Annotated in this window: 27 protein-coding genes; 13 read left to right on the top strand and 14 right to left on the bottom strand. The window is 76.3% G+C overall.

Features of this window, described 5'->3' with window-relative positions; genetic code table 11:
• Positions 1 to 37: 37 nt before the first annotated feature.
• From V9U69_RS08400 to V9U69_RS08385, 4 genes are all read right to left on the bottom strand, one after another.
• Positions 38 to 184 (bottom strand): hypothetical protein, encoded by a 147-nt coding sequence (locus tag V9U69_RS08400; RefSeq protein WP_337061139.1) that lies wholly within the window; start codon positions 182 to 184, stop codon positions 38 to 40.
• A 166-nt stretch (positions 185 to 350) separates the two neighbouring features.
• A complete protein-coding gene (locus tag V9U69_RS08395; protein ID WP_337061137.1) occupies positions 351 to 1,424 on the bottom strand; it encodes a PfkB family carbohydrate kinase in 1,074 nt (357 codons plus the stop codon).
• Between the two features lie 39 nt (positions 1,425 to 1,463).
• Positions 1,464 to 1,985 carry a SigE family RNA polymerase sigma factor gene (locus tag V9U69_RS08390; protein WP_337061135.1) on the bottom strand — a complete coding sequence of 174 codons (522 nt, stop codon included), beginning with the start codon at positions 1,983 to 1,985 and terminating at the stop codon, positions 1,464 to 1,466.
• Positions 1,982 to 2,830: a hypothetical protein gene (locus V9U69_RS08385; RefSeq protein WP_337061133.1), complete on the bottom strand. Its 849-nt coding sequence runs from the start codon at positions 2,828 to 2,830 to the stop codon at positions 1,982 to 1,984. Before V9U69_RS08385 ends, V9U69_RS08390 begins: the two co-directional genes overlap by 4 nt.
• A gap of 87 nt (positions 2,831 to 2,917) precedes the next feature.
• On the opposite strand from V9U69_RS08385, the gene V9U69_RS08380 reads away from it, so the two are divergent.
• Positions 2,918 to 3,763, top strand: coding sequence for a hypothetical protein (locus V9U69_RS08380; RefSeq protein ID WP_337061131.1), 846 nt, complete (start codon positions 2,918 to 2,920; stop codon positions 3,761 to 3,763).
• 68 nt (positions 3,764 to 3,831) lie between these two features.
• On the top strand, positions 3,832 to 4,866 hold the full coding sequence (locus tag V9U69_RS08375; RefSeq protein WP_442907681.1) for an aldo/keto reductase: 1,035 nt from the start codon (positions 3,832 to 3,834) through the stop codon (positions 4,864 to 4,866).
• 38 nt (positions 4,867 to 4,904) lie between these two features.
• Here the strand turns inward: V9U69_RS08375 and V9U69_RS08370 are convergent, their stop codons facing one another.
• From V9U69_RS08370 to V9U69_RS08345, 6 genes are all read right to left on the bottom strand, one after another.
• The gene (locus V9U69_RS08370; protein WP_337061129.1) at positions 4,905 to 5,909 is read right to left on the bottom strand and encodes a YihY/virulence factor BrkB family protein; all 1,005 of its coding nucleotides are present in this window, start codon (positions 5,907 to 5,909) and stop codon (positions 4,905 to 4,907) included.
• 111 nt (positions 5,910 to 6,020) lie between these two features.
• A complete protein-coding gene (locus V9U69_RS08365) occupies positions 6,021 to 6,167 on the bottom strand; it encodes a hypothetical protein (protein WP_337061128.1) in 147 nt (48 codons plus the stop codon).
• A gap of 74 nt (positions 6,168 to 6,241) precedes the next feature.
• Positions 6,242 to 7,018, bottom strand: coding sequence for a DUF3618 domain-containing protein (locus V9U69_RS08360; protein WP_337061126.1), 777 nt, complete (start codon positions 7,016 to 7,018; stop codon positions 6,242 to 6,244).
• Positions 6,994 to 7,413, bottom strand: coding sequence for a phage holin family protein (locus V9U69_RS08355; protein ID WP_337061125.1), 420 nt, complete (start codon positions 7,411 to 7,413; stop codon positions 6,994 to 6,996). Before V9U69_RS08355 ends, V9U69_RS08360 begins: the two co-directional genes overlap by 25 nt.
• Positions 7,410 to 8,366, bottom strand: a complete 957-nt coding sequence (locus V9U69_RS08350) for a hypothetical protein (RefSeq protein ID WP_337061123.1) — start codon at positions 8,364 to 8,366, stop codon at positions 7,410 to 7,412. Before V9U69_RS08350 ends, V9U69_RS08355 begins: the two co-directional genes overlap by 4 nt.
• A 50-nt stretch (positions 8,367 to 8,416) precedes the next feature.
• The gene (locus V9U69_RS08345; RefSeq protein ID WP_337061121.1) at positions 8,417 to 8,593 is read right to left on the bottom strand and encodes an antitoxin; all 177 of its coding nucleotides are present in this window, start codon (positions 8,591 to 8,593) and stop codon (positions 8,417 to 8,419) included.
• Positions 8,594 to 8,736: 143 nt separating this feature from the next.
• On the opposite strand from V9U69_RS08345, the gene V9U69_RS08340 reads away from it, so the two are divergent.
• From V9U69_RS08340 to V9U69_RS08305, 8 genes are all read left to right on the top strand, one after another.
• On the top strand, positions 8,737 to 9,933 hold the full coding sequence (locus V9U69_RS08340; protein WP_337061119.1) for a zinc-dependent alcohol dehydrogenase: 1,197 nt from the start codon (positions 8,737 to 8,739) through the stop codon (positions 9,931 to 9,933).
• Complete coding sequence (locus tag V9U69_RS08335; protein WP_337061118.1) at positions 9,930 to 11,147, top strand: FUSC family protein; 1,218 nt, start codon at positions 9,930 to 9,932, stop codon at positions 11,145 to 11,147. The genes V9U69_RS08340 and V9U69_RS08335 overlap by 4 nt, the downstream gene beginning before the upstream one ends.
• A 172-nt stretch (positions 11,148 to 11,319) precedes the next feature.
• Positions 11,320 to 11,538, top strand: coding sequence for a hypothetical protein (locus V9U69_RS08330; protein WP_337061117.1), 219 nt, complete (start codon positions 11,320 to 11,322; stop codon positions 11,536 to 11,538).
• Positions 11,539 to 11,592: 54 nt separating this feature from the next.
• A complete protein-coding gene (locus V9U69_RS08325; protein WP_337061116.1) occupies positions 11,593 to 12,519 on the top strand; it encodes a manganese catalase family protein in 927 nt (308 codons plus the stop codon).
• Positions 12,520 to 12,727: 208 nt separating this feature from the next.
• A complete protein-coding gene (locus tag V9U69_RS08320; protein WP_337061114.1) occupies positions 12,728 to 13,579 on the top strand; it encodes an EamA family transporter in 852 nt (283 codons plus the stop codon).
• Between the two features lie 83 nt (positions 13,580 to 13,662).
• Positions 13,663 to 16,011, top strand: coding sequence for a putative bifunctional diguanylate cyclase/phosphodiesterase (locus V9U69_RS08315; RefSeq protein WP_337061112.1), 2,349 nt, complete (start codon positions 13,663 to 13,665; stop codon positions 16,009 to 16,011).
• Positions 16,008 to 17,072, top strand: a complete 1,065-nt coding sequence (locus V9U69_RS08310) for a GNAT family N-acetyltransferase (RefSeq protein ID WP_337061110.1) — start codon at positions 16,008 to 16,010, stop codon at positions 17,070 to 17,072. The genes V9U69_RS08315 and V9U69_RS08310 overlap by 4 nt, the downstream gene beginning before the upstream one ends.
• A gap of 97 nt (positions 17,073 to 17,169) precedes the next feature.
• Positions 17,170 to 18,231, top strand: coding sequence for an LLM class flavin-dependent oxidoreductase (locus V9U69_RS08305; RefSeq protein ID WP_337061108.1), 1,062 nt, complete (start codon positions 17,170 to 17,172; stop codon positions 18,229 to 18,231).
• Here the strand turns inward: V9U69_RS08305 and V9U69_RS08300 are convergent.
• From V9U69_RS08300 to V9U69_RS08290, 3 genes are read right to left on the bottom strand one after another with little or no spacing between them, the layout of a single operon-like run.
• The gene (locus V9U69_RS08300; RefSeq protein WP_442907680.1) at positions 18,174 to 18,725 is read right to left on the bottom strand and encodes a metallophosphoesterase family protein; all 552 of its coding nucleotides are present in this window, start codon (positions 18,723 to 18,725) and stop codon (positions 18,174 to 18,176) included. The genes V9U69_RS08305 and V9U69_RS08300 overlap by 58 nt on opposite strands.
• 22 nt (positions 18,726 to 18,747) lie before the next feature.
• Positions 18,748 to 19,974 carry a phosphoglycerate dehydrogenase gene (gene serA, locus V9U69_RS08295; protein WP_337061105.1) on the bottom strand — a complete coding sequence of 409 codons (1,227 nt, stop codon included), beginning with the start codon at positions 19,972 to 19,974 and terminating at the stop codon, positions 18,748 to 18,750.
• A gap of 33 nt (positions 19,975 to 20,007) precedes the next feature.
• A complete protein-coding gene (locus V9U69_RS08290; protein WP_337061103.1) occupies positions 20,008 to 20,739 on the bottom strand; it encodes an NAD(P)-binding oxidoreductase in 732 nt (243 codons plus the stop codon).
• Between the two features lie 87 nt (positions 20,740 to 20,826).
• Between V9U69_RS08290 and V9U69_RS08285 the strand changes: the two genes are divergently transcribed.
• Positions 20,827 to 21,648, top strand: a complete 822-nt coding sequence (locus V9U69_RS08285) for a transglutaminase-like domain-containing protein (protein ID WP_337061101.1) — start codon at positions 20,827 to 20,829, stop codon at positions 21,646 to 21,648.
• A 55-nt stretch (positions 21,649 to 21,703) separates the two neighbouring features.
• Here V9U69_RS08285 and V9U69_RS08280 read toward each other — a convergent pair whose 3' ends face one another.
• Positions 21,704 to 22,039 (bottom strand): TraR/DksA family transcriptional regulator, encoded by a 336-nt coding sequence (locus tag V9U69_RS08280; RefSeq protein ID WP_337061099.1) that lies wholly within the window; start codon positions 22,037 to 22,039, stop codon positions 21,704 to 21,706.
• A 142-nt stretch (positions 22,040 to 22,181) separates the two neighbouring features.
• Here V9U69_RS08280 and V9U69_RS08275 point away from each other — a divergent pair, with 142 nt between their 5' ends.
• Positions 22,182 to 23,204 (top strand): NADP-dependent oxidoreductase, encoded by a 1,023-nt coding sequence (locus V9U69_RS08275; protein ID WP_337061097.1) that lies wholly within the window; start codon positions 22,182 to 22,184, stop codon positions 23,202 to 23,204.
• A gap of 46 nt (positions 23,205 to 23,250) precedes the next feature.
• On the top strand, positions 23,251 to 23,712 hold the full coding sequence (locus tag V9U69_RS08270) for a pilus assembly protein CpaE (protein ID WP_337061095.1): 462 nt from the start codon (positions 23,251 to 23,253) through the stop codon (positions 23,710 to 23,712).
• The last annotated feature ends 13 nt before the right edge of the window (positions 23,713 to 23,725 follow it).

The following is a 23,725-nucleotide window of genomic DNA, read 5'->3' as shown; positions in this document are numbered from 1 at the left end:
AGCGGGGCACCCCGCCGCAGCGGGGCACCCCGGACGCTCAGCGGCCCTTGCGGGAGCCGGTGACGCTGTCGGCGACGGCCGCGGCCGCGCTGCGGTCGGCGGACTTGGCCTTCTTGTCCACCCGCTTCTCCTTCAGCGACTTGCCGGCCTTCTTGACGGACCCGTTGCGCGGGGACTTGTCCACGGTGTGCTCCTCGTCGCCCGGCTCGACCGGGCGTGCTCGCGCCTGCTCGGCGCGCGGTCCCGCGTGGTGCCGGCCCGGGGCCCTGGAGTCCCCCGTCGTGGTGCTGCGGGCCGGCGACGGGGCCCCTCGGGCCCCGTGCGGTCCTCAGACGGTACGCCCCGCGGCGTCAGGCGGGGGCCGACGGGGCGCTGGGCCCGACCGGGAGGTCGTTGCGCACCGCCAGCGTCGCCCCGGCCCGGCGCACCGCGCGGCCGTGCTCGGCCGGCAGCACGTCGCGCAGGAAGCCGTAGCGGCGCACCAGTTCCGCCGTGGCGGAGGTGCGCGGGCCCAGCCGCACGTGGGACCACCAGTCGGCGATGTCGCCCCAGCCCGGCGCCGACAGCGAGCCGCCGAACTGCTGCACGCTCAGGCCCGCGCACAGGTTGGCGAACGCCAGGCGGTCCGCGAGCGGCCAGCCGGCCAGGGTGCCGGTGAGGAAGCCGGCCCCGAACACGTCCCCGGCGCCGGTGGCGTCCAGCGCCTCCACCCGCAGCCCCTGCACCTGCGCGCTCTCCCCCGTCGTCTGGTCCACCGCCACCGCGCCGTCCGCCCCGCGGGTGACCACGGCCACCGGGACCCGCTCCGCGAGCGCCGCGACAGCGGCCGCGGCGTCGTCGGTGCGGGTGTAGCGCATCGCCTCGACGTGGTTGGGCAGGAAGGCGTAGCAGTGCTCCAGCCCGGCGAGCACGTCCGGGCTCCACTGCGTGGAGGAGTCCCAGCCCACGTCGGCGAAGACCAGCGCGCCCTGGCTCTCCGCGCGCAGCACCCACGGTTGCGGGTCGGCCTCCAGGTGGGCCAGGCACGCGCGCGCCGCCGGCACCTCGAGCGGGTCCGGCACCGGGGGCGGGTGCTCGTGGGTGACCATCGCCCGGTCCCCGCCGTAGGCGAGGGAGACGGTGACCGGCGAGTGCCAGCCCTCGACGCGGTGGGAGGCGGACAGGTCCACGCCCTCCTGCTGCCCCAGCGTCTCCCAGCAGAAGCGCCCGTAGGCGTCGGTGCTGAACGCCGCCGACAGGGAGGTGCGCAGCCCCAGGCGGGCGGCGGCCACGGCCATGTTCGCGATGCCGCCCGGGCACGAGCCCATCCCGGACGTCCACACCTCGGTGCCCAGGCGCGGCTCGGCCTCCAGGCCGGTGAAGACGATGTCCAGGAACACCGTGCCGCGCACGTGGACGTCGAAGGGCTGCGGGTCCTCGGGCACGCCCCGATGCTGGGTGATCGCACCGGAACCCGCAACGGGTCAGCGCTGGACGGTCCCGCGCAGCGCCGCCAGGCCGCGGTGGGCGTTGCTGCGCACCGTGCCGGTGGTGACGTCGAGCAGGTCGGCGATCTGCTCGTCGCCCATGTCCTCGAAGTAGCGCAGCACCAGCACGGTGCGCTGCTTGACCGGCAGCGCGCGCAGCGCGGTGAGCAGCTGGTCGCGGTCGGCCAGACGGGCGCTGGAGTCGGGCCGGGAGCGGCCGGCGGGCTCGGGCAGGTGCTCGCCGGCGGGCCGCTCGCGGCGGGCGGCGCGGCGCCACCAGGACGTGCAGGCGTTGACGACCATGCGGTTGACGTACGCCACCGGGTCGTCGGCACCGGCCACGCGCCGCCAGGACAGCAGCGCCTTGGCGAGGACGTCCTGCACCACGTCCTCGGCGGTGTCCGGGTCGCGCAGCAGCCCGCGCGCGAGCCGGACGAGGGCCGGGCCGCGCACGGCCACGAACTCCTCGAAGGTCAGCACGGCCGGAGCTTCGCGCAGCGCCGGGCCCGCGGGGCTCACGGGGCCACCTCGGCGACGGCGCGCGCCAGCGCCCGGGCGGCCAGCTCCTCCACCCGCCCGACCAGGGCTCCCTCGTCGGCGGTGAAGACCTCGGCGGTCAGGTCGACGACGACGTCGCCCTCGCGGGCCACCACCCGCACCCGGTGCTGGGGGTTCTCACCCGCCAGGACGGTCGTCCACCCGGTGACGGAGTCGTCCCCGACGCCGGAGTCGGGGCGCGCCCGCCAGAGCCCGGACTCCGGCGCGTCCTGCGCGCACTCCGCGACCTGCTCACGCACCTGGAGCACGAACTCGCGCGCTCCCCCGTCGCGGAAGCGCACGACCCGCTCACCCACCGACTGCGGCAGGGGCTGCAGGACGGTGGCGTCCACGGCCCAGCCGGCCGAGCGCCCGGCGACCACGGTGGTCGGCAGCCCGAAGGCGTCGTCGCGGCACAGGCCCACCCCGACGCCCGCCGCGGCGGGGTCCGCACCCGGCGGCACCACCTGCGACAGCCCCGGGTCCGCGGTGGCCGACGGCAGCAGCTCGCGCACGGCGGCGTCCTCCAGCAGCGCCGCCGCGGGCACCCCGGCGGCGGGCTGCGGCGCCACGGCCGGGGTGCGCACCGGCGGCGCGGCGCCGGTCCACTGCGACAGGCCCACCGGCACCGCGACCGCCACCGCCGCCACCGCGCCGGCGACCGTGCGCCGCCGCCGTCGCACCGCGCGGGAGCGGCCCCGGGCCGCCGCGGTCAGGGCCGCCACGTCCACACCGGGGTCGCTGCTCCCCAGTCCCCGCAGCGCCCGGACCACCGGGTCCTCACCCCACCCGTCGTCCCACCCGTCGTCCCACCCGTTCCCGTGCACGTCCCCACCCACAGCCCTTCCCCCCTCCCGCGACCCGCGCGGGCCGCCGTGCAACGGACGCGGTGGCCGGCGCGTCCGTTGCACGTGATGCTTCCCCGGACCGCGCGTCCCCTGCTGCCCCTGCTCCTGACCCTGGCCTGCGCGAGCGCCTGCGGGAACGCCTCCCCGGTCGCGACCGCGGACGCCTCCCCGGTCGCGACCGCGGACGCGTCCCCGGTCGCGACCGCGACCCCCGCCACGACGACGCCCTCCTCCCCGGCGGTGACCGCCGGCCCGACCACGGCCCCCGCCGCCACCACGTCCGCCACCACGTCCGCCCCGCCGGTCCGCAGCGGGACCCCGGTGGCGACGGGCAGCACGGGCGCAGGCGCCGCCTCGCCGACGGCCTGGGCGACGCCCACGGACTCGGCCGCCGACCAGGCGCTGTCCGACCTGGCGCGCGAGCGGGGGGCGGACGTGGTCTCCCTGGACCCGGCCACGCCCGACCAGCCGGCGCTGGCCGCCCTCGTCACCGACGAGGGCACCGGCGCGACGCTGGAACTGCTGCACTGGGAGCGCTCGGGGTGGGTCGCGGACGCGACGCTGCCGCTGCCCGAGCCGGTGCTGGCCGACCGCGAGGGCGGTGCGGTGCAGTGGCGGCACCTGACGCAGGACCTCTGGTCCGACGTGGTGGTCTACCTGCAGGGCGGCACGCTGCACTCCGGGGTGGACGCGGTGGTGGCCAGCCACTACGGCGGCCGGTGGTCGCTGGTGCCGCGCGAGGGGGTCGAAGAGGGCGAGGGCTCGCCCGTGCTGCTGGGGAACCCGCTGTTCGACGACGGCGCGGTGTTCGTCACCCGCGCGAGCGCGGGCGGCGAGGTGGTCCTGCGGTACTGGCGCTTCGACACCACGACGGGGGCGTGGGGTCAGCAGCCGGGCCCCTCGGCCGACTGAGGGCGGGCACGGAGCAGGATGGGCGCGGGGATCCCCCCGTGAAGTCCACCCGTCTGGAGGAACGCACGATGGAGTACCGGACCCTGGGCAGCAGCGGCACGTCCGTCTCCCACCTCGCCCTCGGCACCATGACGTTCGGCGCCGAGACCGACCGGGACGGCGCGTTCGCGCAGCTCGACGCGTTCGTGGAGGCCGGTGGCACGCTCGTCGACACCGCCGACGTCTACAGCGCCGGCACGTCGGAGGAGATCGTCGGCGCCTGGTTCGCCGCCCGCCCCGCGGAGGTGACCGAGCGGGTGGTGCTGGCCACCAAGGGACGTTTCCCCACCTCGGGGGAACCCAACGGCGTCGGCCTGTCCCGCCGGCACCTGACCCGGGCGCTGGACGCGTCGCTGCGCCGGCTGGGCCTGGACGCGGTCGACCTGTACCAGGTGCACGCCTGGGACCCGTGGACCCCGATCGAGGAGACGCTGGAGACCCTGGACGCGTTCGTGCGCGCCGGCAAGGTCCACAACGTGGGCCTGTCGAACTTCACCGGCTGGCAGCTGCAGAAGGCGGTGAGCACCGCGGACGCGTCCGGGCTGGTGCGGCCGGTGACCCTGCAGCCGCAGTACAGCCTGCTGGTGCGCGAGATCGAGTGGGAGATCGTGCCCGCCGCGGAGGAGAACGGCCTGGGCCTGCTGCCGTGGTCGCCGCTGGGCGGCGGCTGGCTGTCGGGGAAGTACACCCGCGACCAGGCGCCCACGGGGGCGACGCGCCTGGGTGAGAACCCCGAACGGGGCGTGGAGGCGTACGCGCGGCGCAACTCCCAGCAGCGCACCTGGGACGTCATCGCCGCGGTGCAGCAGGTCGCCGAGGCGCGCGGGGCGTCGATGGCCCAGGTGTCGCTGGCGTGGCTGGCGGCGCAGCCGTCGGTGTCCTCGGTGATCCTCGGCGCCCGCACGCTGGAGCAGCTGAACGACAACCTGGGTTCGGCGGACCTGGAGCTGGAGGCCGAGGAGCTGGACACGCTGGACACCGCCAGCGACCCGCAGCCGGCGGACTACCCGTACGGCGTGCCGGGCGAGCAGCAGCGCAGCCGCAAGCTCACCGGCGGACGGTGAACCTGCGGCTGCGCTGAGCGGGACGTGAGCCCGGGGGCCTAGCGGTCCTCGGGCTTGCGGTCCGCGGCCACGGCGTCGCGCTGCCCCATGGGCTGCGGGTCGCCGACGGTGGTGTCGTGGTCGGTCTGCCGCTCGGACTCGGCGTTGATCTCCGCGCCGAGGAGGATGGCGTAGCTGGTCAGCCACAGCCACATCAGCAGGATCACCACACCGGCCAGCGCACCGTAGTTCTTCACGTAGGAACTGCCGCCGGCCACCGTGATGTAGAGCGAGAAACCGATCGAGACGATCAGCCACAGCGCGGTGGCGACGGCCGCACCCACGGACGTCCACTTCATCCGCGGCGAGTCGCGGTCCGGGGCCAGCCGGTACACCACGGCCAGAGCCACGAGCACCAGTCCCAGCAGCAGCACCCAGCGCAGCACGCTGACGACGACGTTCACGACGCCGCTGGCGCCGAGCGCGTTGACGAGCACGGGGGCGACGGCGATGAACCCGATGGCCAGCAGCATGAAGACGATGGCGCCGAGCGTCAGCAGCAGGGCGATGCCCTTGCGCTTGACGAACCCGCGGTCCTCGTCCTCGTCGTAGGCGAGGTTCGTGGCGGCCATGAGGTTCTGCACACCGCTGGAGGCGCTCCACAGGGCCAGCACGATCGCCAGGGCCGCGCTCCACCCGGCGCTGGCCTGGTTCTGGTTGACGTGCCGGACCTGTTCGACGATCAGGTTGCGCGCCGCGTCCGGGATCGCGGTGATGCTGTTGACCTGGTTGACGATCTGCTGCGTGTCGCCGATCAGGCTCCACAGCAGGAACGCGGCGGTCACCGCGGGGAAGATCGCCAGGAACGCCTTGAACGCGACCCCGGCCGCCAGCAGCGGCACCTGGTCGTCGCTGGCCTCCTTCCAGGCCCGCTTGGACACCTCGAGCCAGCCCTTGGCGGGGATCTCCTGCGGGGAGTCGGCCTTCTCGCCGTGCTCACCGGGCCCGTGCTGCACCGACAACCGATCGTTGCCGGTGGCGTTGCGCTGCGTCGTCCTGCTCATGTCCTCCACTCTCCCGCCCCCGCGGCCGGTCCGCCCGACGGGCGCGGCCCGGCCACCGGTCGATCTGCACGGTTCGGTGTCCCACCGCGCCGGTCGGGGGCGCGGTGGCGGTCAGGGGATGTGCGTCCCCCCGCGCGGTTCCGACGGCGCGTCGGCGTCGTCGGTGTCCATCGCCTCGTCGACCAGGTCGTCCGTGCTCTGCTGCACGGCGTCCTCGTCGGCCGGTGCGTGGGCGTTCTCCTCGGGTCCGGTGCTCACGAGTCCTCCTCGTCCCAGGCCCCGCCCCCACCGGGGGCGGGGCCGTCGTCCGGTGGTCTGTCCTGCGGGTGCCGTCAGCTGCGCGCGGTGTCGCGGACCTCGCCCGCCGCGGACTGCCCCTGGCCCTTGACCTCACCGACCGCGGACTGCCCCTGGCCCTTGACCTCGCCGGCCGCGGACTGCCCCTGCTCCTTGACGTGGGCGGCGGCGTCCTGCGCGTCGGAGCGGACGGCGTCCGCCCCCTGCTTGGCGGTGTCGGCCACCTCGTGCGCGGCCTGCGTGACCTGCTCCTGCAGGTTCTCGCGCACGTCCGTCGCCACGCCCTTGGCGGCCTCGACCACGCCACCGCCGTGCTCCTTGGCGGCGTCGACCGCCTTCGCGGTCGCCCGCGTCTCCTTCTCGCTGGCGGGCAGCAGCGAGGAGAGCAGCCACCCCGCCCCGAAGGCGATGAGCCCGGCCGCCAGCGGGTTGCCGCGGGTCTTGGTCGTCACGGTGCCCTTGGCGTCGCTCGCGGTGCCGGCGGCGCCCTCGCGCAGGCCGCCGGCCGAGTCGCCGGCGCGGTGGCGCACCTCGCCCGCCTTGCCGCGCACGGAGTCGGCGGCGTGCTGGGCGGAACCGGTGACGGAGTCGGCGGCGTCGTGGGCCGAGCCCATGACCCGGTCCTTCAGTCCCGTCGCCCTCTCCTTGACCTTGTCGGCCTGCCGCTGGGCGACGTTCGAGGGGCTGAGCCGGTCGGTCAGCTCGTCGAGGTCCGCGCTCAGCGCGGAGCGGGTACCGGCGATCTCGGTCTCGATCTGCTCGGGGCTGCCCGGTCCGGCGTGGCCGCTCAGCTCGTCGGGTGCTTGGCCCATTGCGCGTCCTCCTTCAGTGTCACGGTGGTCCGCTCCAGGGGGGGCGGGACCTGCTTCACGGCCTTCTGGCCGCTCTTGGCGAGCACGGCCGCCACGACGCCCCACACGACGGTGACGATGAGCGCGGCCCAGCCGTAGCCGATCAGGTCGCCCAGGGCGATGACGACGAGGGCGGTCAGCGAGATCAGGAACAGGTGCCCGGCCACGCCGGCACCGGCGAGCAGACCCGCCCCGCGGCCGGCGTTCTTCGCGTCCTGGCGCAGCTCGGTCTTCGCCAGGGCGATCTCCTGGCGCACCAGCGTGGACAGCTCGGTGGTGATGCTGGAGAAGATCTCGCCGACGGAGCGCTCGCCGCCCTGGGGTTCGGGGCGGGGCGCGCTCGTCGCGCCGCTCACGGCCGGCGCCCGTGGGTCGGGGTGTCCGACACCGACGGGACGTCGGAGGCGATGTGGCGCGGGACGAGGTCCTCGTCGGGGTTCTCGCCGTAGCGCGCGACGTCCGCGTCGACCCCGCCGGCCCCCGGGGCGCCGGGCAGCCCGGTGCCGGAGGTGGTGGTGGCGGTCGCGGCGCCGGGCGCAGTGGTGCCCATGCCGGTCACGCCCGCGGCGTAGGTGGACGAGCGGTCGCTGCCGCGCAGGTCGAGCGTGGTGTCGGTGCCCGCGAGACCCGCGGTGCCCGTGGCGGGGGTCGGGGCGGTGCTCAGCGGCTCCAGCTCACGGCCCTCGCTGCTGCCGGAGGAGCTGTGGGCGGCCTGCGCCCCGCGGGTGACCCGGCCGGCGAGCGCACCGGCGGCCAGCGCCCCCAGCAGGAACGCCCCGGGACGGCGGCGCGCGTAGGAGCGCACCTCCTCCAGCAGCTCGCGCGGCTCGCGGTTCGCCAGCGCCTCGCCCCACGACCCGGCGCGCTCGCCGGCCTGGCGCACCAGCTGGGTGGCCACGCCCGAGCCCTCGCTGGCGCTCGCCATCTGCGACAGCTCGGAACCGGCCTGCTGCAGCAGCGCCGCCAGCTTGTCGCGCTGGCCGGTCGTCTGCTCGTCGACCTGCCGGCGAAGCTCGCCCAGCAGGTCCCCGGCGTGGCTCTGCGCCTCCTGCAGCACCTCGCCGAGGTGCTCCTGGGCCGAGGCCACGACGTGCCCGGCCTCCTCCTTGGCGGTGCCGGCCACGGCACCCGCCTGCTCCTTGGCGGTGCCGGCCACCTGGCCGGCCTGCTCCTTCGCGGTGCCGGCCACCTGGCCGGCCTGCTCCTTCGCGGAACCCGCGGTCTGCTGGGCGCGCTCCTTGGCGCCGCCGGTGCCGCCGGCACCGGCGGGCGGCGATCCGGTGCCGCCCGTCACGTCGTACGTCGACATGCTGGTCTCCTCGTGAGGGTGCTGACTGCGGTGGCCTGGTCGGACGCCGCTCAAGCCTTCTGGTCGCCGCCGACGGCCTCGTCGGCCTTCTGCTGCGCGGTGTCGACACCGCTCGCGTGCTCGCCGCCGGTCCGGGCGTCCACGGCGTCGCCGGCCTGGTCGATCGCCCGGTCCGTCTGCGCCTCGTGGCCCCCGGCGAACTGCTGCGCCTTGTCGGCGATCCCCACGTCGGTCTCCTCGCGGCTGGACCGGCCTCCTCGGCCGGTGCGGTGATCAGTTGCGGACACGGAGGGACTACCCGGACGGCGGGAGGTCAAACACACGACCTCAGGACGTGCCGACCGGGAGGGTCCGCGCGACAGTTGAACGCGTGAAGGCACTCACCTGGCAAGGGAAGCGGTCCGTGCGCGTGCAGGAGGTCCCCGACCCCCGCGTGGTGGAACCGACCGACGCGGTCGTCCGCATCACGTCCACGGCGTTCTGCGGTTCCGACCTGCACCTGTACGAGGTCCTCGGGCCGTACCTGTCCAAGGGCGACGTCCTCGGCCACGAGCCGATGGGGATCGTCGAGGAGGTCGGCCCGGAGGTCCCGGACCTGTCCGTGGGCGACCGCGTCGTGATCCCGTTCCAGATCGCGTGCGGGCGCTGCTTCATGTGCGAGCGCGGCCTGCAGACGCAGTGCGAGACGACGCAGGTGCGCGAGAAGGGTTCCGGCGCGGCGCTGTTCGGCTACACCTCGCTGTACGGCTCCGTGCCCGGCGGGCAGGCGGAGTACCTGCGGGTCCCGCACGCCGACTACGGGCCGATCAAGGTCGGGACGGAGCTGCCCGACGAGCGGTACCTGTTCCTCTCCGACGTCGTGCCCACCGCCTGGCAGGCGGTGGCGTACGCGCAGGTCCCCGACGGCGGGAGCCTGGCCGTCCTGGGGCTCGGCCCGATCGGGCAGATCGCCGCCCGGATCGGCCGGCACCTCGGGTACGAGGTCGTGGGCGTGGACCCGGTGCCCGAGCGGCGCGCGATGGCCGAGCGGCACGGCGTCACCACCATCGACCTGACCGACGCCGCCGGGAACGACGCCGCGGCGCAGCTGCTGGAGCGCTTCGACGGCCGCGGCCCGGACTCCGTCGTGGACGCCGTGGGCATGGAGGCGCACGGCGGACCCGAGGGGGTGATCGCCAAGGCCGCGCAGACCGCCGTGGGGCTGCTGCCCGACGCCGCCGCGCAGAAGGTCATGGAGACCGGCGGGATCGACCGCCTGGGCGCCCTGCGCACCGCCGTGGGGGCCGTGCGCCGCGGCGGCACCGTCTCGCTCTCCGGCGTCTACGGCGGCGAGGCCGACCCGCTGCCGATGATGACGATGTTCGACAAGCAGATCCAGCTGCGCATGGGGCAGTGCAACGTGCGCCGCTGGCTCGACGACGTCCTGCCCCTCGTGGAGGACCCGGCGGACCCGCTGGGCGTGATGGACCTGACGACCCACCGGGTGCCGCTCGACGAGGCCCCCGACGCGTACGAGATGTTCCAGGAGAAGAGGGACGGCTGCGTCAAGGTCGTCCTGCGGCCTTGAGCGCGCAGGTCCCGGGACGCTCCCTGCGCGCCGCCGCCCGCAGCGCGCTGTTCGGCCGCTGGCCCCGGCTGGGGCTGGCGGTACGCGCTTCGCTCGCCGCGGTGCTGGCGTGGCAGATCGCGCTGCGGCTGCCGTTCGCCCCCGCCGAGCAGTACCCCTACTACGCACCGCTGGGCGCGGTGGTCGGCTCGTACACCACGGTGCGCTCCTCGCTCGACAACTCCGCGCGGGCGGTGGCCGGGATCGTGCTGGGCGGGGTGCTGGCCCTGGCGGCGGACACCGTGCTCGGCTCCGGTTCGCTGGTCCTGGCCGTCGTGGTGTTCACGGCCACCCTGCTCGCCGGTTGGCGGCCGCTGGGCGAGCAGCGCGCCTGGGTCCTGACCGCCGCGCTGTTCGTCCTGGTCATCGGCGCTCCGGACCCCGTCGTGTACGTGGTCGCCTACGCCGGTCTCACCACGCTCGGCGGGGCGGTCGCCGTCGCCGTCAACGCCCTGCTGCCGGAACTGCCGCTGCTGCAGTCCGACAGCGCCCTGCAGCAGCTGGGGCAGGTCCTGGCGGACCAGCTCGACGACCTCGCCGAGGGCCTGCGCCGCGACGACCCGCCCGACGCCGAGGAGTGGTCCCGGCGCCTGCGCTCGGTCGAGCCGGTGCGCGCGGCGGCACGGGCGACGGGCGCGGAGGTCGAGGACTCCCTGCGGGGGAACCTGCGCGCGCGCCTGCACCGGGAGGACCTGCGCCGCCGGCAGGAGCGGCTGCTGCTGCTGGGCAACCTCGCCGTGCGCGTGGAGGAGCTCACGTCGCTGCTGGTGGAGGTGCAGAACGCCACCGAGCGGGGCGTCGCCCTGGAGGAGCCCGTGCTGCGCCAGCAGGTGGCCGCCGCCCTCACCGCGACGGCGGCCGTCGTGCGCGAGCACCGCGACGGCGGCTCCCCCGCCGAGCGCACGGCCGCGCTGCGCGAGGAGGTGCAGCGGCTGTCGGCGGTCGTGGCCGGCGCCGAGTACACCAACGAGCGCGACCGGCAGACCGCCGGGGCCGTCGTCACCGCCGTGCGCCGCTGCCTCGGGGTGCTCGAGGTGGACCGCGCGGAGGCGGAGGCCGACCCGGAGGCCGTCGCCCCCACCCCGTGGACGCTCGCGGGGCCGGCCACCAGCGGTCCGCCCCCGCCCCGGCGGGGGCGCCGGCGGCTGCCGCGCCCGCTGCGCCGCAGCGGGTGACCCGCCGGGGACGGCGCCGTGATCTCCTCGCGACCGGGGCGGTTGAAGAGGGCGACGGCGGGTACGGGGGAGGCATCGAGCGGAGACGCCGAGGCACCAGCACGAGCAACCCAGCACGAGAGAACCCAGCACGAGAAGACCCAGTACGAGGAACCCAGGAGAGGAGCCCTTCGTGGTCAAGTACCTGCACGACGCCGGAGTGAAGTCCGAGTGGGCCTACGCGGCGGCCTTCGGCAGCATCGGGTTGTCCTTCGCGTCGTGGCTGACGTCCAAGGAGAAGGAGAAGGGCGCCGGCATCGACCGCGCCGACCGCTGGGGCATCTTCATCGGCCAGTGGGCGCCGACCTTCTTCGGCCTGGGCAACGCACTGAAGTCGTACGAGAAGAACTGACCCGACGGACCGGGCCGGAAGACGACCAGCGAGAAGGATCCAGGAGGGACCCGCGTGTACCAGCACACCCGTGAGCTGCAGTTCACCGCCAAGCCGGAGAAGCCCGACGCCCTGTACGCCATGAAGCTCCAGGAGATCCTGGGCGGGCAGTTCGGCGAGATGACCGTGATGATGCAGTACCTGTTCCAGGGGTGGAACTGCCGGATCCCCGGCAAGTACAAGGACATGCTCCTGGACATCGGGACGGAGGAGATCTCGCACGTCGAGATGATCACCGTCATGATCGCGCGCCTGCTGGAGGGCGCCCCGGGCGAGACGACCGAGAAGGCCGCCGCCGCCAACCCCGTGCTCGCCGCGGTCCTGGGCGGGCAGAACCCGCAGCACGCCATCGTCTCCGGCGGCGGGGGCCAGCCCAAGGACAGCCGCGGCGTGCCGTGGAACGGCGGGTACATCGTCTCCAGCGGCAACCTGCTCACCGACTTCCGCTCCAACGCCGCCGCGGAGGGGCAGAGCCGCCTGCAGAGCAGCCGCCTGGCCAACATGACGGACGACCGCGGTGTGAAGGACATGCTGGCCTTCAACCTGGCCCGCGACACCTACCACCAGCAGCAGTGGCTGCTCGGCATCCAGATGCTGGTGGAGGAGGGCTACGTGGAGAACGAGATCGAGAACTCCAACGGCGACTGGGAGAACAAGGACGCCGCCCACGTCTTCTACACCTCCACCAACGGCAGCCGCGCCGGCGAGGGCCTGTGGGCGACGGGCAACAGCGTCATCGACGGCGAGCCGTTCCGCGCGGAGCCGCTGCGGCCGCTCACCGACGACGACGCCGTCCTGCCGGCGCCCGACCCGCTGCAGTACGTCACCTACGACGGCAGCCAGGGTCCGGGCAAGCCGGGCAACGCCGCCGGTGCCGTCGGGCAGCAGGCCGAGAACGTGGTGACCAAGGTGAAGGACGCCATCACCGGCGACAAGCACTGAGGTCCTCCCCCCGGCACGGGGGATCGAGGGGCGGGGTACCCGCGCGGGCGCGACGCCCGCCCGGGTGCCCCGCCCCTCGGCGTTCCCGGGACTGGCGGGTCCGCGGGGACCGGGTGGTCAAGGCGGGTGCACCGGTGGCCGACACCTCGAGCGTGATCTGCGCACCCGCCCGGCACGGGCACCACCACCGCACGCACGGGGCGAGCGCGTGAGCGCGGCGCTCGCGCTGCTGGCCAGCGCCCTGTGGGGCACCTCCGACTTCCTCGGCGGGACCGTCAGCCGGCGCCTGCGCGCCGTGCAGGTGCTCGCCGTCTCCCAGGTCCTCTCGTGCGCCGTGCTGCTGGCCGTCCTGGGCGGCTCCCTGGGCAGCGGCCCCGGCGCTCCCGTCGCCTCCTGGCTGGGGTGGTCGCTGCTGGCGGGCGCCACCTGGGCCGGGGCCATGGCGGCCCTCTACACGGCGCTGGCGCGCGGCACCATGGGCGTGGTCGCGCCCATCGCCGCCGGCGGCGCCGTGCTGCCCGTCCTGCTCGGCCTGGCGGCCGGGGAGCGCCCGGCGCCGGTGCAGCTGGCCGGTGTCGCGATCGCGATGGTCGGCGTGGTGGCCTCCGCCGGTCCCGACCTGCGCGGCGGCGCCGGCCGGCAGGGTGCCGCCGTCGCGCTGGCGCTGCTGGCCGCCGTCCTGTTCGGCGTGGAGATCTGGGCGCTGGCCCGGGGCAGCGCCTCCTCCGTGCCCGCGACGCTGCTGGGCATGCGCGTCACCTCCGCCGCCCTGGTCGTCGCCGCCGCCCTGGCGCGTCGCGGCGCGCAGGGCGCGGAACGCGTGCGCCCGCGCGACCTGCCGCCGCTGCTCGCGCTGGGGGTGCTGGACCTGGCCGCCACGGCCGCCTACGCGATCGCCTCCCGCAGCGCGCTCGTCAGCGTCGTGGCGGTCCTCGCCTCCCTCTACCCGGCCGTCACCGTGCTCCTGGCGCGGCAGGTCCACGGCGAGCGCCTGAGCCGCGTGCAGGCCGCCGGCGTGCTCGTCGTGCTCGCCGGTGCCGTGTGCGCGGGCCTGGGCTGACCGGGCGACCCGCCACCCGTTCGGCGGTGCGGACGAGCCCCGCGGCTGCCGATCCCCCTGCTGTGTCCGAGCAGGAGGTACCCGTGGCCGACCAGGCTCCCGCCGGCGCCCCGGCCGCCGGCTGCTCTCGGCGCTCGCGGGCGCTGCACGTGCTGCTGCTCCTGGCCCCCCTGCTGTTCTTCGTCAGCACCGTTCCCGCGGTGCGCCCGCAGGAGGGCTACCGGTTCGTCCTCGACGGCGTCCTGAACAACCTCGCCTACGGGTCCGCGGCGCTGCTGTGCCTGCTGCGGGCGCACCGGGCGCCGGTCGGCCGCTCGGGCAGCCGGCTCGCGGGGTACCTGCTGGGTGCGGGGCTGGCCCTGTACGGCAGCGGGAACGTCTTCTGGACGTTCGCGGTGCGGCCGCTGGCGGAGCCGCCGTACCCGTCCGGGGCGGACGTGCTGTTCCTGTCCTTCTACCCGCTGGCGTTCGCGGCGCTGGTCCTCACGGCGCACCGCCGCGACGACCGGTTCACGCGCGACCTGTGGCTGGACGGCCTCGTCGCCGGCCTCGCGGTCAGCGCCACGGCCGCCGCCGCGGTCCTCGGCGAGATCCTGGACGTGCCCGACCACGGTTGGGCCGCGGTCGCGGTGACCACCGCCTCTCCGCTGCTGGACCTGGTGCTGCTGACGCTGCTCGCCTCGGTGCTCGCCACGCACGGCTGGCGCCCGCCGCGCGGGTTGTGGCTGCTGGCCGCGGGGCTGCTGCTGTTCGTGGTCGCCGACATCGTCTACCTGCTGCGCACCGCGAACGGCACCTACGTCTCGGGCCGGCTCGGTGACGGCGTGTGGGTCCTCGGCGTGGTCCTCATGGCGCTGGCACCGGGCTGGCCGCCGCGGCGCGGGCGGTTCCAGCTGCCGCGGTGGGCGCTCCTGGCGATCCCCCTGCTGTCCACGGTCCTCGCCCTCGGGGTGCTCGTGCTGGGCCGCTGGCTGCCCCTGCACCCGGTGGCCGTGGCGCTGGCCGCCGCCACCGTGGTCGCGGCGCTGGGGCGGCTGCTGCTGACGTTCCGGCAGGTCGCGAACCTCGCCGAGAGCCGCGAGCTGGCCCTCACCGATGAGGTGACCCGGCTGGGCAACCGCCGCGCCCTCTACCGCGCCGTCGTGCAGGCGGGCCGCGAGCGCGACGCGCAGCCGGAGACGGCGCTGCTGCTGCTGGACCTGGACCGCTTCAAGGAGGTCAACGACAGCCTCGGCCACCACGCCGGCGACGAGCTGCTGCGCGCCGTCGGCGAGCGGCTGCGGCGCGTCGGGCGCGAGCACGCCGCCCGCGAGGTCGTGCGCCTGGGCGGTGACGAGTTCGCCCTCCTGCTCGGTGCGGCCTCCCCCACCACCGAGGCCGCGGCCGCCGCGGTGCACGCGGCGCTGGAGGCGCCGTTCGCCGTCGAAGGGCTGCAGGTGCGGGTGCGCGCCAGCGTCGGCCTCGCCGCGCTGCCCTCCGCCGGGCTGGACGCCTCGGCGCTGCTGCGCCGCGCCGACGTGGCGATGTACCGCGCCAAGGCCCGCGGCCTGGGCACCTTCACCTACGACGTGGCGGCCGACGAGTTCGCCTCCGGCGACCGCCTGGCCACCGCCGAGCTGCTGCGCGAGGCCGTGCAGCAGCGGACGCTGACCCTGCACTACCAGCCGAAGGTGGACACCGGCACCGGCCGCGTCGGGGGCGTCGAGGCGCTGGTGCGCTGGCACCACCCCACCCGCGGCCTGCTGTTCCCGGACGCGTTCCTGCCGGTCGTCGAGGGCGCCGGGCTCATGGAGGAGATGACCGCGGCGGTGCTGGAGCAGGCCCTGGACCAGGCCCGCGACTGGTACCTGGCCGGTGACCCGCTGGCGGTCGCGGTGAACCTGTCGGCCTCCTCGCTGTCCGACCCGCGCCTGCCGGAGCGCGTGCAGCGGCTGCTCGAGGCGCGCGAGCTGCCGGCGCACCTGCTGGAGATCGAGATCACGGAGGACTTCCTCATGGCCGACCGCGAGCGCGCGCAGGTCATCCTCGACGGGCTGCGCCGCCACGGGGTGCGGGTGGCGGTCGACGACTACGGCACGGGCTACTCCTCGCTGGCGTACCTGCGACAGCTGCCGGTGGACGACCTCAAGCTGGACCGGTCCTTCGTCACCGACCTGGGCTCGGACCCGAAGGCGCTGGCCATCGTGCGCTCCACGATCATGCTGGCGCACTCGCTCGGGCTGCGGCTGGTCGCCGAGGGCGTCGAGGACGCCGAGACCTGCCGCGAGCTCACCACCGCCGGCTGCGACGTCGTGCAGGGCTGGTACTACAGCAAGGCGCTGCCCGCGGCGGAGCTGACGGCCTGGCTCGCGCTGCACCGCGCGTCGGCTCCCGCGACCGGCCCCTCCGGCGCCCCGTCCGCCGCCCCGTCCTCCGTGGGGCTGGCGTCGTGAGCGTGCCGGTGCTGGGCGCGGGGCCGCAGGTGCCCCGGGTCCCGCGGGAGCGGCGCGCCGCGAGCTGCCCGCCCGGCGTCGAGCGCGTCGAGGGTGTCGCCGCGGTGGCCGCGGTGCTGCCGGAGGCCGACGCCCTGGCCGCCGCACTGGGGCAGCCGCTGACGGCGCGGCTGCCGTGGTGGCGCGCGCGCGTGTCGGTGCGGCCGGCGGCGGCCCCCTGGGCGGTGCTGGTGCGCGACGGCAGCGGGCGCCCGCGCGCGGCCGCCGTCCTCGTCGACGAGCCCTGCCCCACCGCCCCCGGTGAGCGCCGCAGCACCCTGGCCGCGGGCGGGGACGGCTACCTCGCCGGCGTCGCCGCCGCCGCGGTGGAGGACGCGCGGGCGCTGGGGCTCGCCCTGGCGGCGGGTGCGGCCGCCCGCGGCACCCGCCTGGAGCTGGAGGACCTGCCCGACGACGCCCGCACCCGGGCGCTGGCCGCCGGTGCGGAGGCCGGGGTGCACCCGCTGGCCCCGGTGCCGTTCGTGCGGCGTCCCGCCGAGGGCGACCCCCTGGAGCTGCTCAGCCACGGCACCCGCAAGACGCTGCGCAAGTCCCGCAACCGCATCGGCACCGACGGCCTGGAGGCGCGCACGACCTTCACCTCCTGCCCGGCGGATCTCGAGCTGCTGCTGCCCGACCTGGAGGTCGCGCACCGCGACCGCGACGACGCCCACGGCCTGCCGTGCGCCCTGGACACGCCGGTGGGCCGTGCGGCCTGGCTGGCGCGCGCCCGCGAGCTGGCGGCCGCCGGCGCTCTGGAGGTGGCCACGATGCACCTGGACGGCGAGCTGGCGGCGTACGTGCTGGGGGTGCGCGACGGCGTGCGCCACGGGGTGCTGGAGGGCAGGTTCCGCACCCGGTTCGCGCGCTACGCGCCGGGGCGCCTGCTGGAGGCCGAGGTGCTGCAGCGGGCGCTGCTCACCGAGGGGGTGCAGGTGCTGGACTGGATGACCGGGGTGGCGCCGGAGACGCTCCTGGCCGCCGACGGGGCGGAGCCGCGCGTGGCGGTGCGCAGGCCCTGAGCCGCGCGTCCGGCCCCGGCCCGGTCCGCCCGGTCCGCCGGGTCCCCCTGCGCCGCCCGGTGCGGAACGGCCACCGCGACGGCCCCGTTGGCCCGGCGTGAGCCCCGCACCGCCGCCCCTCGTCCCGCTGTCCGTGCTGGACACGTCACCGGTCCCCTCGGGCACCGCCGCGGCGCAGGCGCTGCGCCGCACGGTCGAGCTGGCCCGGGCGGCGGAGCGGTTCGGGTACCGCCGCTACTGGCTCGCCGAGCACCACAACGCCCCCTCGACGGCCGGCTCGGCGCCGGCGGTGCTGGCCGCGGCGGTCGCCGCCGCGACCGGCGAGCTGCGCGTCGGCGCGGGCGGGGTCATGCTGCCCCACCACGCCCCCCTGGCCGTGGCGGAGGCGTTCCGGGTGCTGGCCGCCCTGCACCCCGGGCGCATCGACCTGGGCCTGGGCCGCGCTCCCGGCACCGACGCGCGCACCGCGTCGGCGCTGCGCGGCACCCGTCCCGGCTCGGGCCCGGGCCGGGACGACTTCACCGAGCGGTTCGCCGAGCTGGTGGGGCACGTGGACGGCTTCGCGCCGGGGCACCGCCTGGCGGGGGTGCGCGCGGTGCCGGACGGCGTGCCGCTGCCGCCGGTGTGGGTGCTGGGCTCCAGCGAGCGGGGCGCGTCGACCGCCGCGCGGCTGGGCACCGGGTACGCCCACGCCGGGCACCTGAGCGCCGCGGACCCGGCGGCGCTGCTGCGCACCTACCGGGAGGGCTTCCGGCCCTGCGCGCACCGGGCCGCACCGCACGCGCTGCTCGCGGTCGTGGCGATCGCCGCGGACACCGAGCAGCGCGCGCGGGAGCTGCTGCGCGCGCACGAGCTGGCGAGCGTGCGCGAGCGACTGGGCCGGCCCGGGCCGCTGCCGAGCGCGCAGGAGGCCGCCGCGCACGCGTGGACGCCGGCGGAGCGGCACGTCGCCGGGCAGCTGGCGGAGGAGCTCGACGGCCGCGTCGTCGCCGGCGCGGCGCACGAGGTGGCGCGGCGCCTGGGCGCTCTGGTGGACGCCACGGGCGCCGACGAGCTCGTGGTGCTCACGCCGGTGCACGGCCGGGAGGAGCGGGAGCGCTCCTACGAGCTGCTGGCGCGCGCCTGGGGGCTGGCGCCGCGCCCCGCGGCGCCGCGCTGAGGCAGCGCGTGCAGGCGCACGTCGCGCAACCGCCCGTCCTGCGCCGTCAGCGTCAGGTACGTGCACGCCGGCTGCCGGCGGCGGTCCGTGGGCGAGCCGGGGTTCAGCAGCCGCAGGCCCGCCGGGGTCGTGGAGTCCCACGGCACGTGGCTGTGCCCGAAGACCAGCACGTCCAGCTGACCGGCGAAGCGGGCGTCGCAGCGGCGCTCGCGACCGGCTGCCGCCCCCGTCTCGTGCACCACGCCGAAGCGCACGCCCCCGGCCTCGAAGGAGGCGAACTCCCCCAGGTGGGCGCGCACGTCCGCGCCGTCGTTGTTGCCCGCGACGCCGACCAGCCGGCGCGAGCGCTCCCGCAGCGCGAGAACCGCCGCCTCGTCGACCCAGTCGCCGGCGTGCACGACCACGTCGGCGGCCCCGACCGCGTCCAGCACCGCGGCGGGCAGGTCCTTCGCCCGCCGCGGCAGGTGGGTGTCCGCCAGCAGCAGCAGCCGCACCGCGCTCACCGCGCGCTCCGGGTCAGTCCTGCGGGCCCAGCTGGCGCACGCGCACCGTCTCCGGCAGCTCGCGCAGCCGGCGGCCCACGTCCTCCGAGGCCGCGGCGGCGACGTCGGTGACCACGTAGCCGAGGTCCCCGCGCGTGGCGAGCTGCTGGCTCTCGATGTTCACGCCCTCGTCGGCGAGGACCCGGTTGATCGCCGCCAGCACCCCGGGCACGTTGCGGTGCAGGTGGGCCAGGCGCACGGTGCCCGGCGTGGTCTCGGTGGCCAGCGGCGGCATGTTCACGCTCAGGGTCGTGGAGCCGTGCAGGGCGTAGTCGCGCAGCTTGGCCGCCACGAAGCGGCCGATGTCCTCCTGCGCCTCCTCCGTGGACCCGCCCACGTGCGGGGTGAGGATGACGTTGTCCAGGCCGCGCAGCTCCGACTCGAACGCCTCCCCGCGGCTCTTGGGCTCCTGCGGGAAGACGTCCACCGCCGCACCGGCGATGTGCCCGGACTCGACGTGCCGGCGCAGCGCGACGTGGTCCACCACGAAGCCGCGCGAGAGGTTCAGGAAGATCGACCCCGGGCGCATGCGGGCGAACTCGGCCTCGCCGAAGAACCCGCTGTTGCTGCTGCGCCCGTCCACGTGCAGGGTCACCACGTCGGCGACCTCGAGGACCTCGTGCAGGCTGCCGCAGCGGCGCGCGTTGCCCAGCGCGAGGCGGTCGGCGGTGTCGTAGAAGAACACGCTCAGGCCCAGCGCCTCGGCCACCACCGACAGCTGCGAGCCGATGTTGCCGTAGCCGACGATGCCCAGGCGGCGGCCGCGCACCTCGTGGGCGCCGGTGGCCGACTTGTCCCAGACCCCGGCGTGCATGAGGCGGTCCTTGACCGTCAGCCGCCGCGTCAGCGCGATGATCTCCGCCAGGGCCAGCTCCACGACGCTGCGCGTGTTGCTGTAGGGGGCGTTGAAGACGGCGACCCCGTGGGCCGCCGCGGCGAACAGGTCGATCTGGTTGGTGCCGATGCAGAAGGCGCCGATCGCCCGCAGGTCCGGGGCGTTCTCCAGGACCTTCTCGGTGACGTGCGTCGTGGAGCGGATGCCCAGCAGCTGCACGCCGTCGAGGCGCTCGACCAGCTCCGCCTCGGACAGGGCGCCGGCGACCGTCTCGACCTCCCACCCGGCCTCGGACAGCAGGGTCCGCGCGTCGGCGTGGATGTTCTCCAGCAGGAGCGCACGGGGGGCGGGGCGCAGGGCGGGCACGGTTCCTCCAGCGGTCACGAGCGGTGTGGCCGCCTAGTCTGTCGCACCGACGGAGCCGCTCGGACCCCCGCTCCGCCCGGCCCGCACCGCGCGCGCCACCGCGTCGGGCACCGCCTCCTGGCCGCCGACGAGCTCCAGCACCCGTCCCCCGGGCGGTGCCGGGTGCTCCAGCAGCGCCGCGCACACGGCCGCGACGTCCGCGCGCGGCACGCTGCCGCGCTCCACGGAGCGCTCCAGCCGGACCCGGCCGGCGGGGGCGTCGTCCGTCAGCCCACCCGGCCGCAGCACCGTCAGGCGCAGCCCGTCCGGTCCGGCCGCGCGGGCCAGCAGCTCCTCCTCGGCGGCCAGCTTCGCCCGGAGGTAGGCGACGAACACCTCGTCGACCCCCTCGGGCGCGGCGCCGTCGCGCACCGCGTCCACGCCGAAGGAGGAGATCAGCAGGTAGTCGCGCACCCCCGCCCGCTGCGCGGCGTCCGCCAGCAGGACCGCCGCCGCGCGGTCCACGGTGTCCTTGCGGGCCGCGCCGCTGCCCGGGCCGGCGCCCGCGGCGAACACCACGGCGTCCACCCCCCGCAGCTGCTCGGCCACCTCCTGCGCGCCGGCGGACTCCAGGTCGACGACCGCGGCGCGCGCGCCGTCGGCGGTGACGTCCGCCACGTGGTCGGGGTTGCGGACCAGCCCCGTGACCCGGTCGCCGCGCTCGGCGAGCGTCCGGGTGAGGAGGCGGGCCACCTGGCCGTGGGCTCCGGCGATCGCTGCGTGCACGGCCCCGACGCTAGGGCGCGGCGCACGGTCCCGCACCCGGGGCACCGCGCACCGCTCCGGGCGCACCGCGTCGGGCACACTGCCCGCGTGCCGGACCGCACCACCCCCACGACCTGCGTGCGCGCCAGGTTGCGCCTGGTGGCGGACGCGCCGTCCGAGGCGGCGCTGGGCGTCGCCGTGGCCCGCCGCCCCGGGGTGCGGGTGCTGACCGAGTCGCTGCGCGTGGACGGGCCGCACGGCGACGTGGGGGTCACCGCCCTCGACGCCGGCGGCGGCACGCTCCTGCACGAGCTCGTCCTGCCCACCGGCCGCGCGGTGGTGGAGTACGCCGCCGCCGTGCGCGTCGAGCGGCGCACCGCGCAGCCGCTGACACCGCTGGAGCGGTGGGAGCTGACCCGCCCCAGCCGCTACTGCCCGGCCGAGCTGCTCGGCGCCCTCGCCGGCCGCGAGTTCGGCGACGTGCCGCGCGAGCGGCTGCCCGCGGCGGTGGCCGCCTGGGTGCACGAGGCCCTGGAGTACGTCCCCGGCTCCAGCTCTCCGGCGGACACCGCGGTGGACACCCTCGAGGCCGGGCGGGGCGTGTGCCGGGACTACGCCCACCTGACCGCGGGCCTGCTGCGGGCCCTGGACGTGCCGGCCCGCGTGTGCGCCGTCTACGCGCCCGGGCTGACCCCGATGGACCTGCACGCCGTGGTCGAGGCGGCCCCGCTGGGCACCTGGGAGGTCGTCGACGCCACCCGGCTGGCCCCGCGCGGGGGCCTGGTGCGCATCACCACCGGCCGCGACGCGGCCGACACGGCCTTCCTCACCACGTCCGGGCCGGTGCGCCTGGAGTCGCTGGAGGTGCTGGCCGCCGTGGACGGCGAGCTGCCCGGCGACGACCTCGCGCCGGGCGCGGTCCTGCCCTGAGCCCTGAGCCCTGAGCCGCGCCCGGCGCCGCGCCCGGCGGTGCGGGGCCGGCGGCTCAGAGCTCCTCGTCCGCCAGCGTGGCGGCGTCCGGGCGCGCCTCCAGCCGCTCGTCCGGGATGGGCTTGCCCGAGACCACCGAGACGCCGTAGGTGCCGTCCTCGATGCGCTTCAGGGCGTCCTCGACGCTCTGCAGGCGGCGGCGGGCGCCGTCCAGCAGGCCCTCCAGCTCCGCGGCCTGCTGCTCGTGGGCGCCCTCGTCGCCGAAGTCGTGGCCGCCCTCGGGCAGGTCGGCCGTGACGCCGTTCTCCATGCGGGAGGTGACGCCCTCGATCGTCTCCTGCAGCTCGCGCCGCATCTCCAGCAGCCGTTCGCGCGCGACCTGCGTGTCCATCGTCGTCCGTCCCCTCGTGGTGGTCCGCGCCGGGCCCGTCGCCCGGCTCCTTCCCGCGGCCCGGGCTGCTCCCGGGCCGGTGTGCTCGCACGTGTCTACCCCGCCCGCGCCCCGGCGGCACGGCGGGAGCAGGGTGGGGGGCATGGACGCCCGAGAGATCCGCCTGGCCCGCCGCCCGCACGGCGAGCCCGTCCCCGACGACTTCGACCTCGTCACCGTCGAGCTGCCCGCCCCGGGTGAGGGGCAGCTGCTGGTGCGCACCCTCGTCATGTCCGTGGACCCGTACATGCGCCCGCGCATGGACGACGTGCCCAGCTACGTGCCGCCGTACCAGCTGGGCCGGCCCCTGGACGGCGCCGCCGTCGGGGTCGTGGAGGACTCGCGCGCGGACGGGTTCTCCCCCGGCGACCTCGTGCTGCACGGACTGGGCTGGCGCACGCACGCGGTGCTGCCCGCGACGGCGGTGCGCCGCCTGGACCTGCCCGCGGGCGTGCCCGAGACCGCCGCGCTCGGCCCGCTGGGCATGGTCGGCATGACGGCGTGGGTGGGGCTGCTGGACGTGGCGGCGATGCGCGAGGGCGAGACGGTGCTCGTCTCCGGCGCCGCCGGCGCGGTGGGCAGCCTCGTGGGGCAGTTCGCGAAGCTGCGCGGCGCCGGACGCGTCGTCGGCAGCGCGGGCGGGCCGGAGAAGGCGCGGCACCTGACGCAGGACCTCGGCTTCGACGCGGGCCTGGACTACCGCGAGCGACCGGTCCTGGAGTCCCTGGCCGAGGCCGCACCCGGCGGGGTGGACGTCTACTTCGACAACGTCGGCGGCGACCACCTGGAGGCGGCGATCGCGGCGGCGAACGACTTCGCCCGCTTCGCCCTGTGCGGCAGCGTCTCCGCGTACAACTCCCCTCGCGACCTCGCCTCCGCCCCGCCCGGTCCGCGCAACCTGTTCTCCGTGGTCGGCAAGCGGCTGCGGCTGCAGGGGTTCATCGTCGGCGACCACGCCGAGCGGCGCGCGGACTTCGAGCGCGAGGTCGGCGGCTGGCTCGCCGACGGCAGGATCGTCTTCCGCGAGACCGTCCGCGAAGGCATCGAGGCGGCGCCGGGCGCCCTGATCGGCCTGCTGCGCGGGGAGAACACCGGGAAGATGCTGGTGCGGCTGTCGCAGCGCTGACGCCGGCCGCCTCGCGCTCCCGGCGGGCGGGGGTCATGCTGGGGAGGTGATCTCCGTCGATCTCGCGCTGCAGCTGAAGGACGCCGGGCTGGAGTGGCACCCGGCCCCGGGCGACCGGTTCCTCATCCCCCACCGGGGCATGGACGAGGACGTGTTCACGCTCAGCGACATGACGGTGGAGGTGCACGACCACCCCTCGGGACGCATCATCGGCTTCAACGGCACGACCGAGTGGGCGCTGGACTCCGTGGACCAGCCCGAAGCCTGCTGGCTGCCGGCCGAGCACCAGCTGCGCGAGCTGCTGGGCGAGCGCTTCACCCGCCTGGAGCGGCGGGACGAGGGCGACGGCGTCGTGCACCGCGTCCTGCTGCTGGACGAGCGCGGTGCGGACGCCTTCGAGGCGCCCGACCCGGCGGACGCCTACGGGCTGGCCCTGCTGCACCACCTCTCGGGTGCGCCGGGCGGCAGCACCGGCACGGCGGGCACCACCCGCGCCGCGGCCGGCTGACCGGCCGCGGCGG

This window comes from Kineococcus sp. G2 (assembly GCF_037154035.1).
Taxonomy (GTDB): domain Bacteria; phylum Actinomycetota; class Actinomycetes; order Actinomycetales; family Kineococcaceae; genus Kineococcus.
This window is presented reverse-complemented; position numbering and strand designations above follow the sequence as displayed.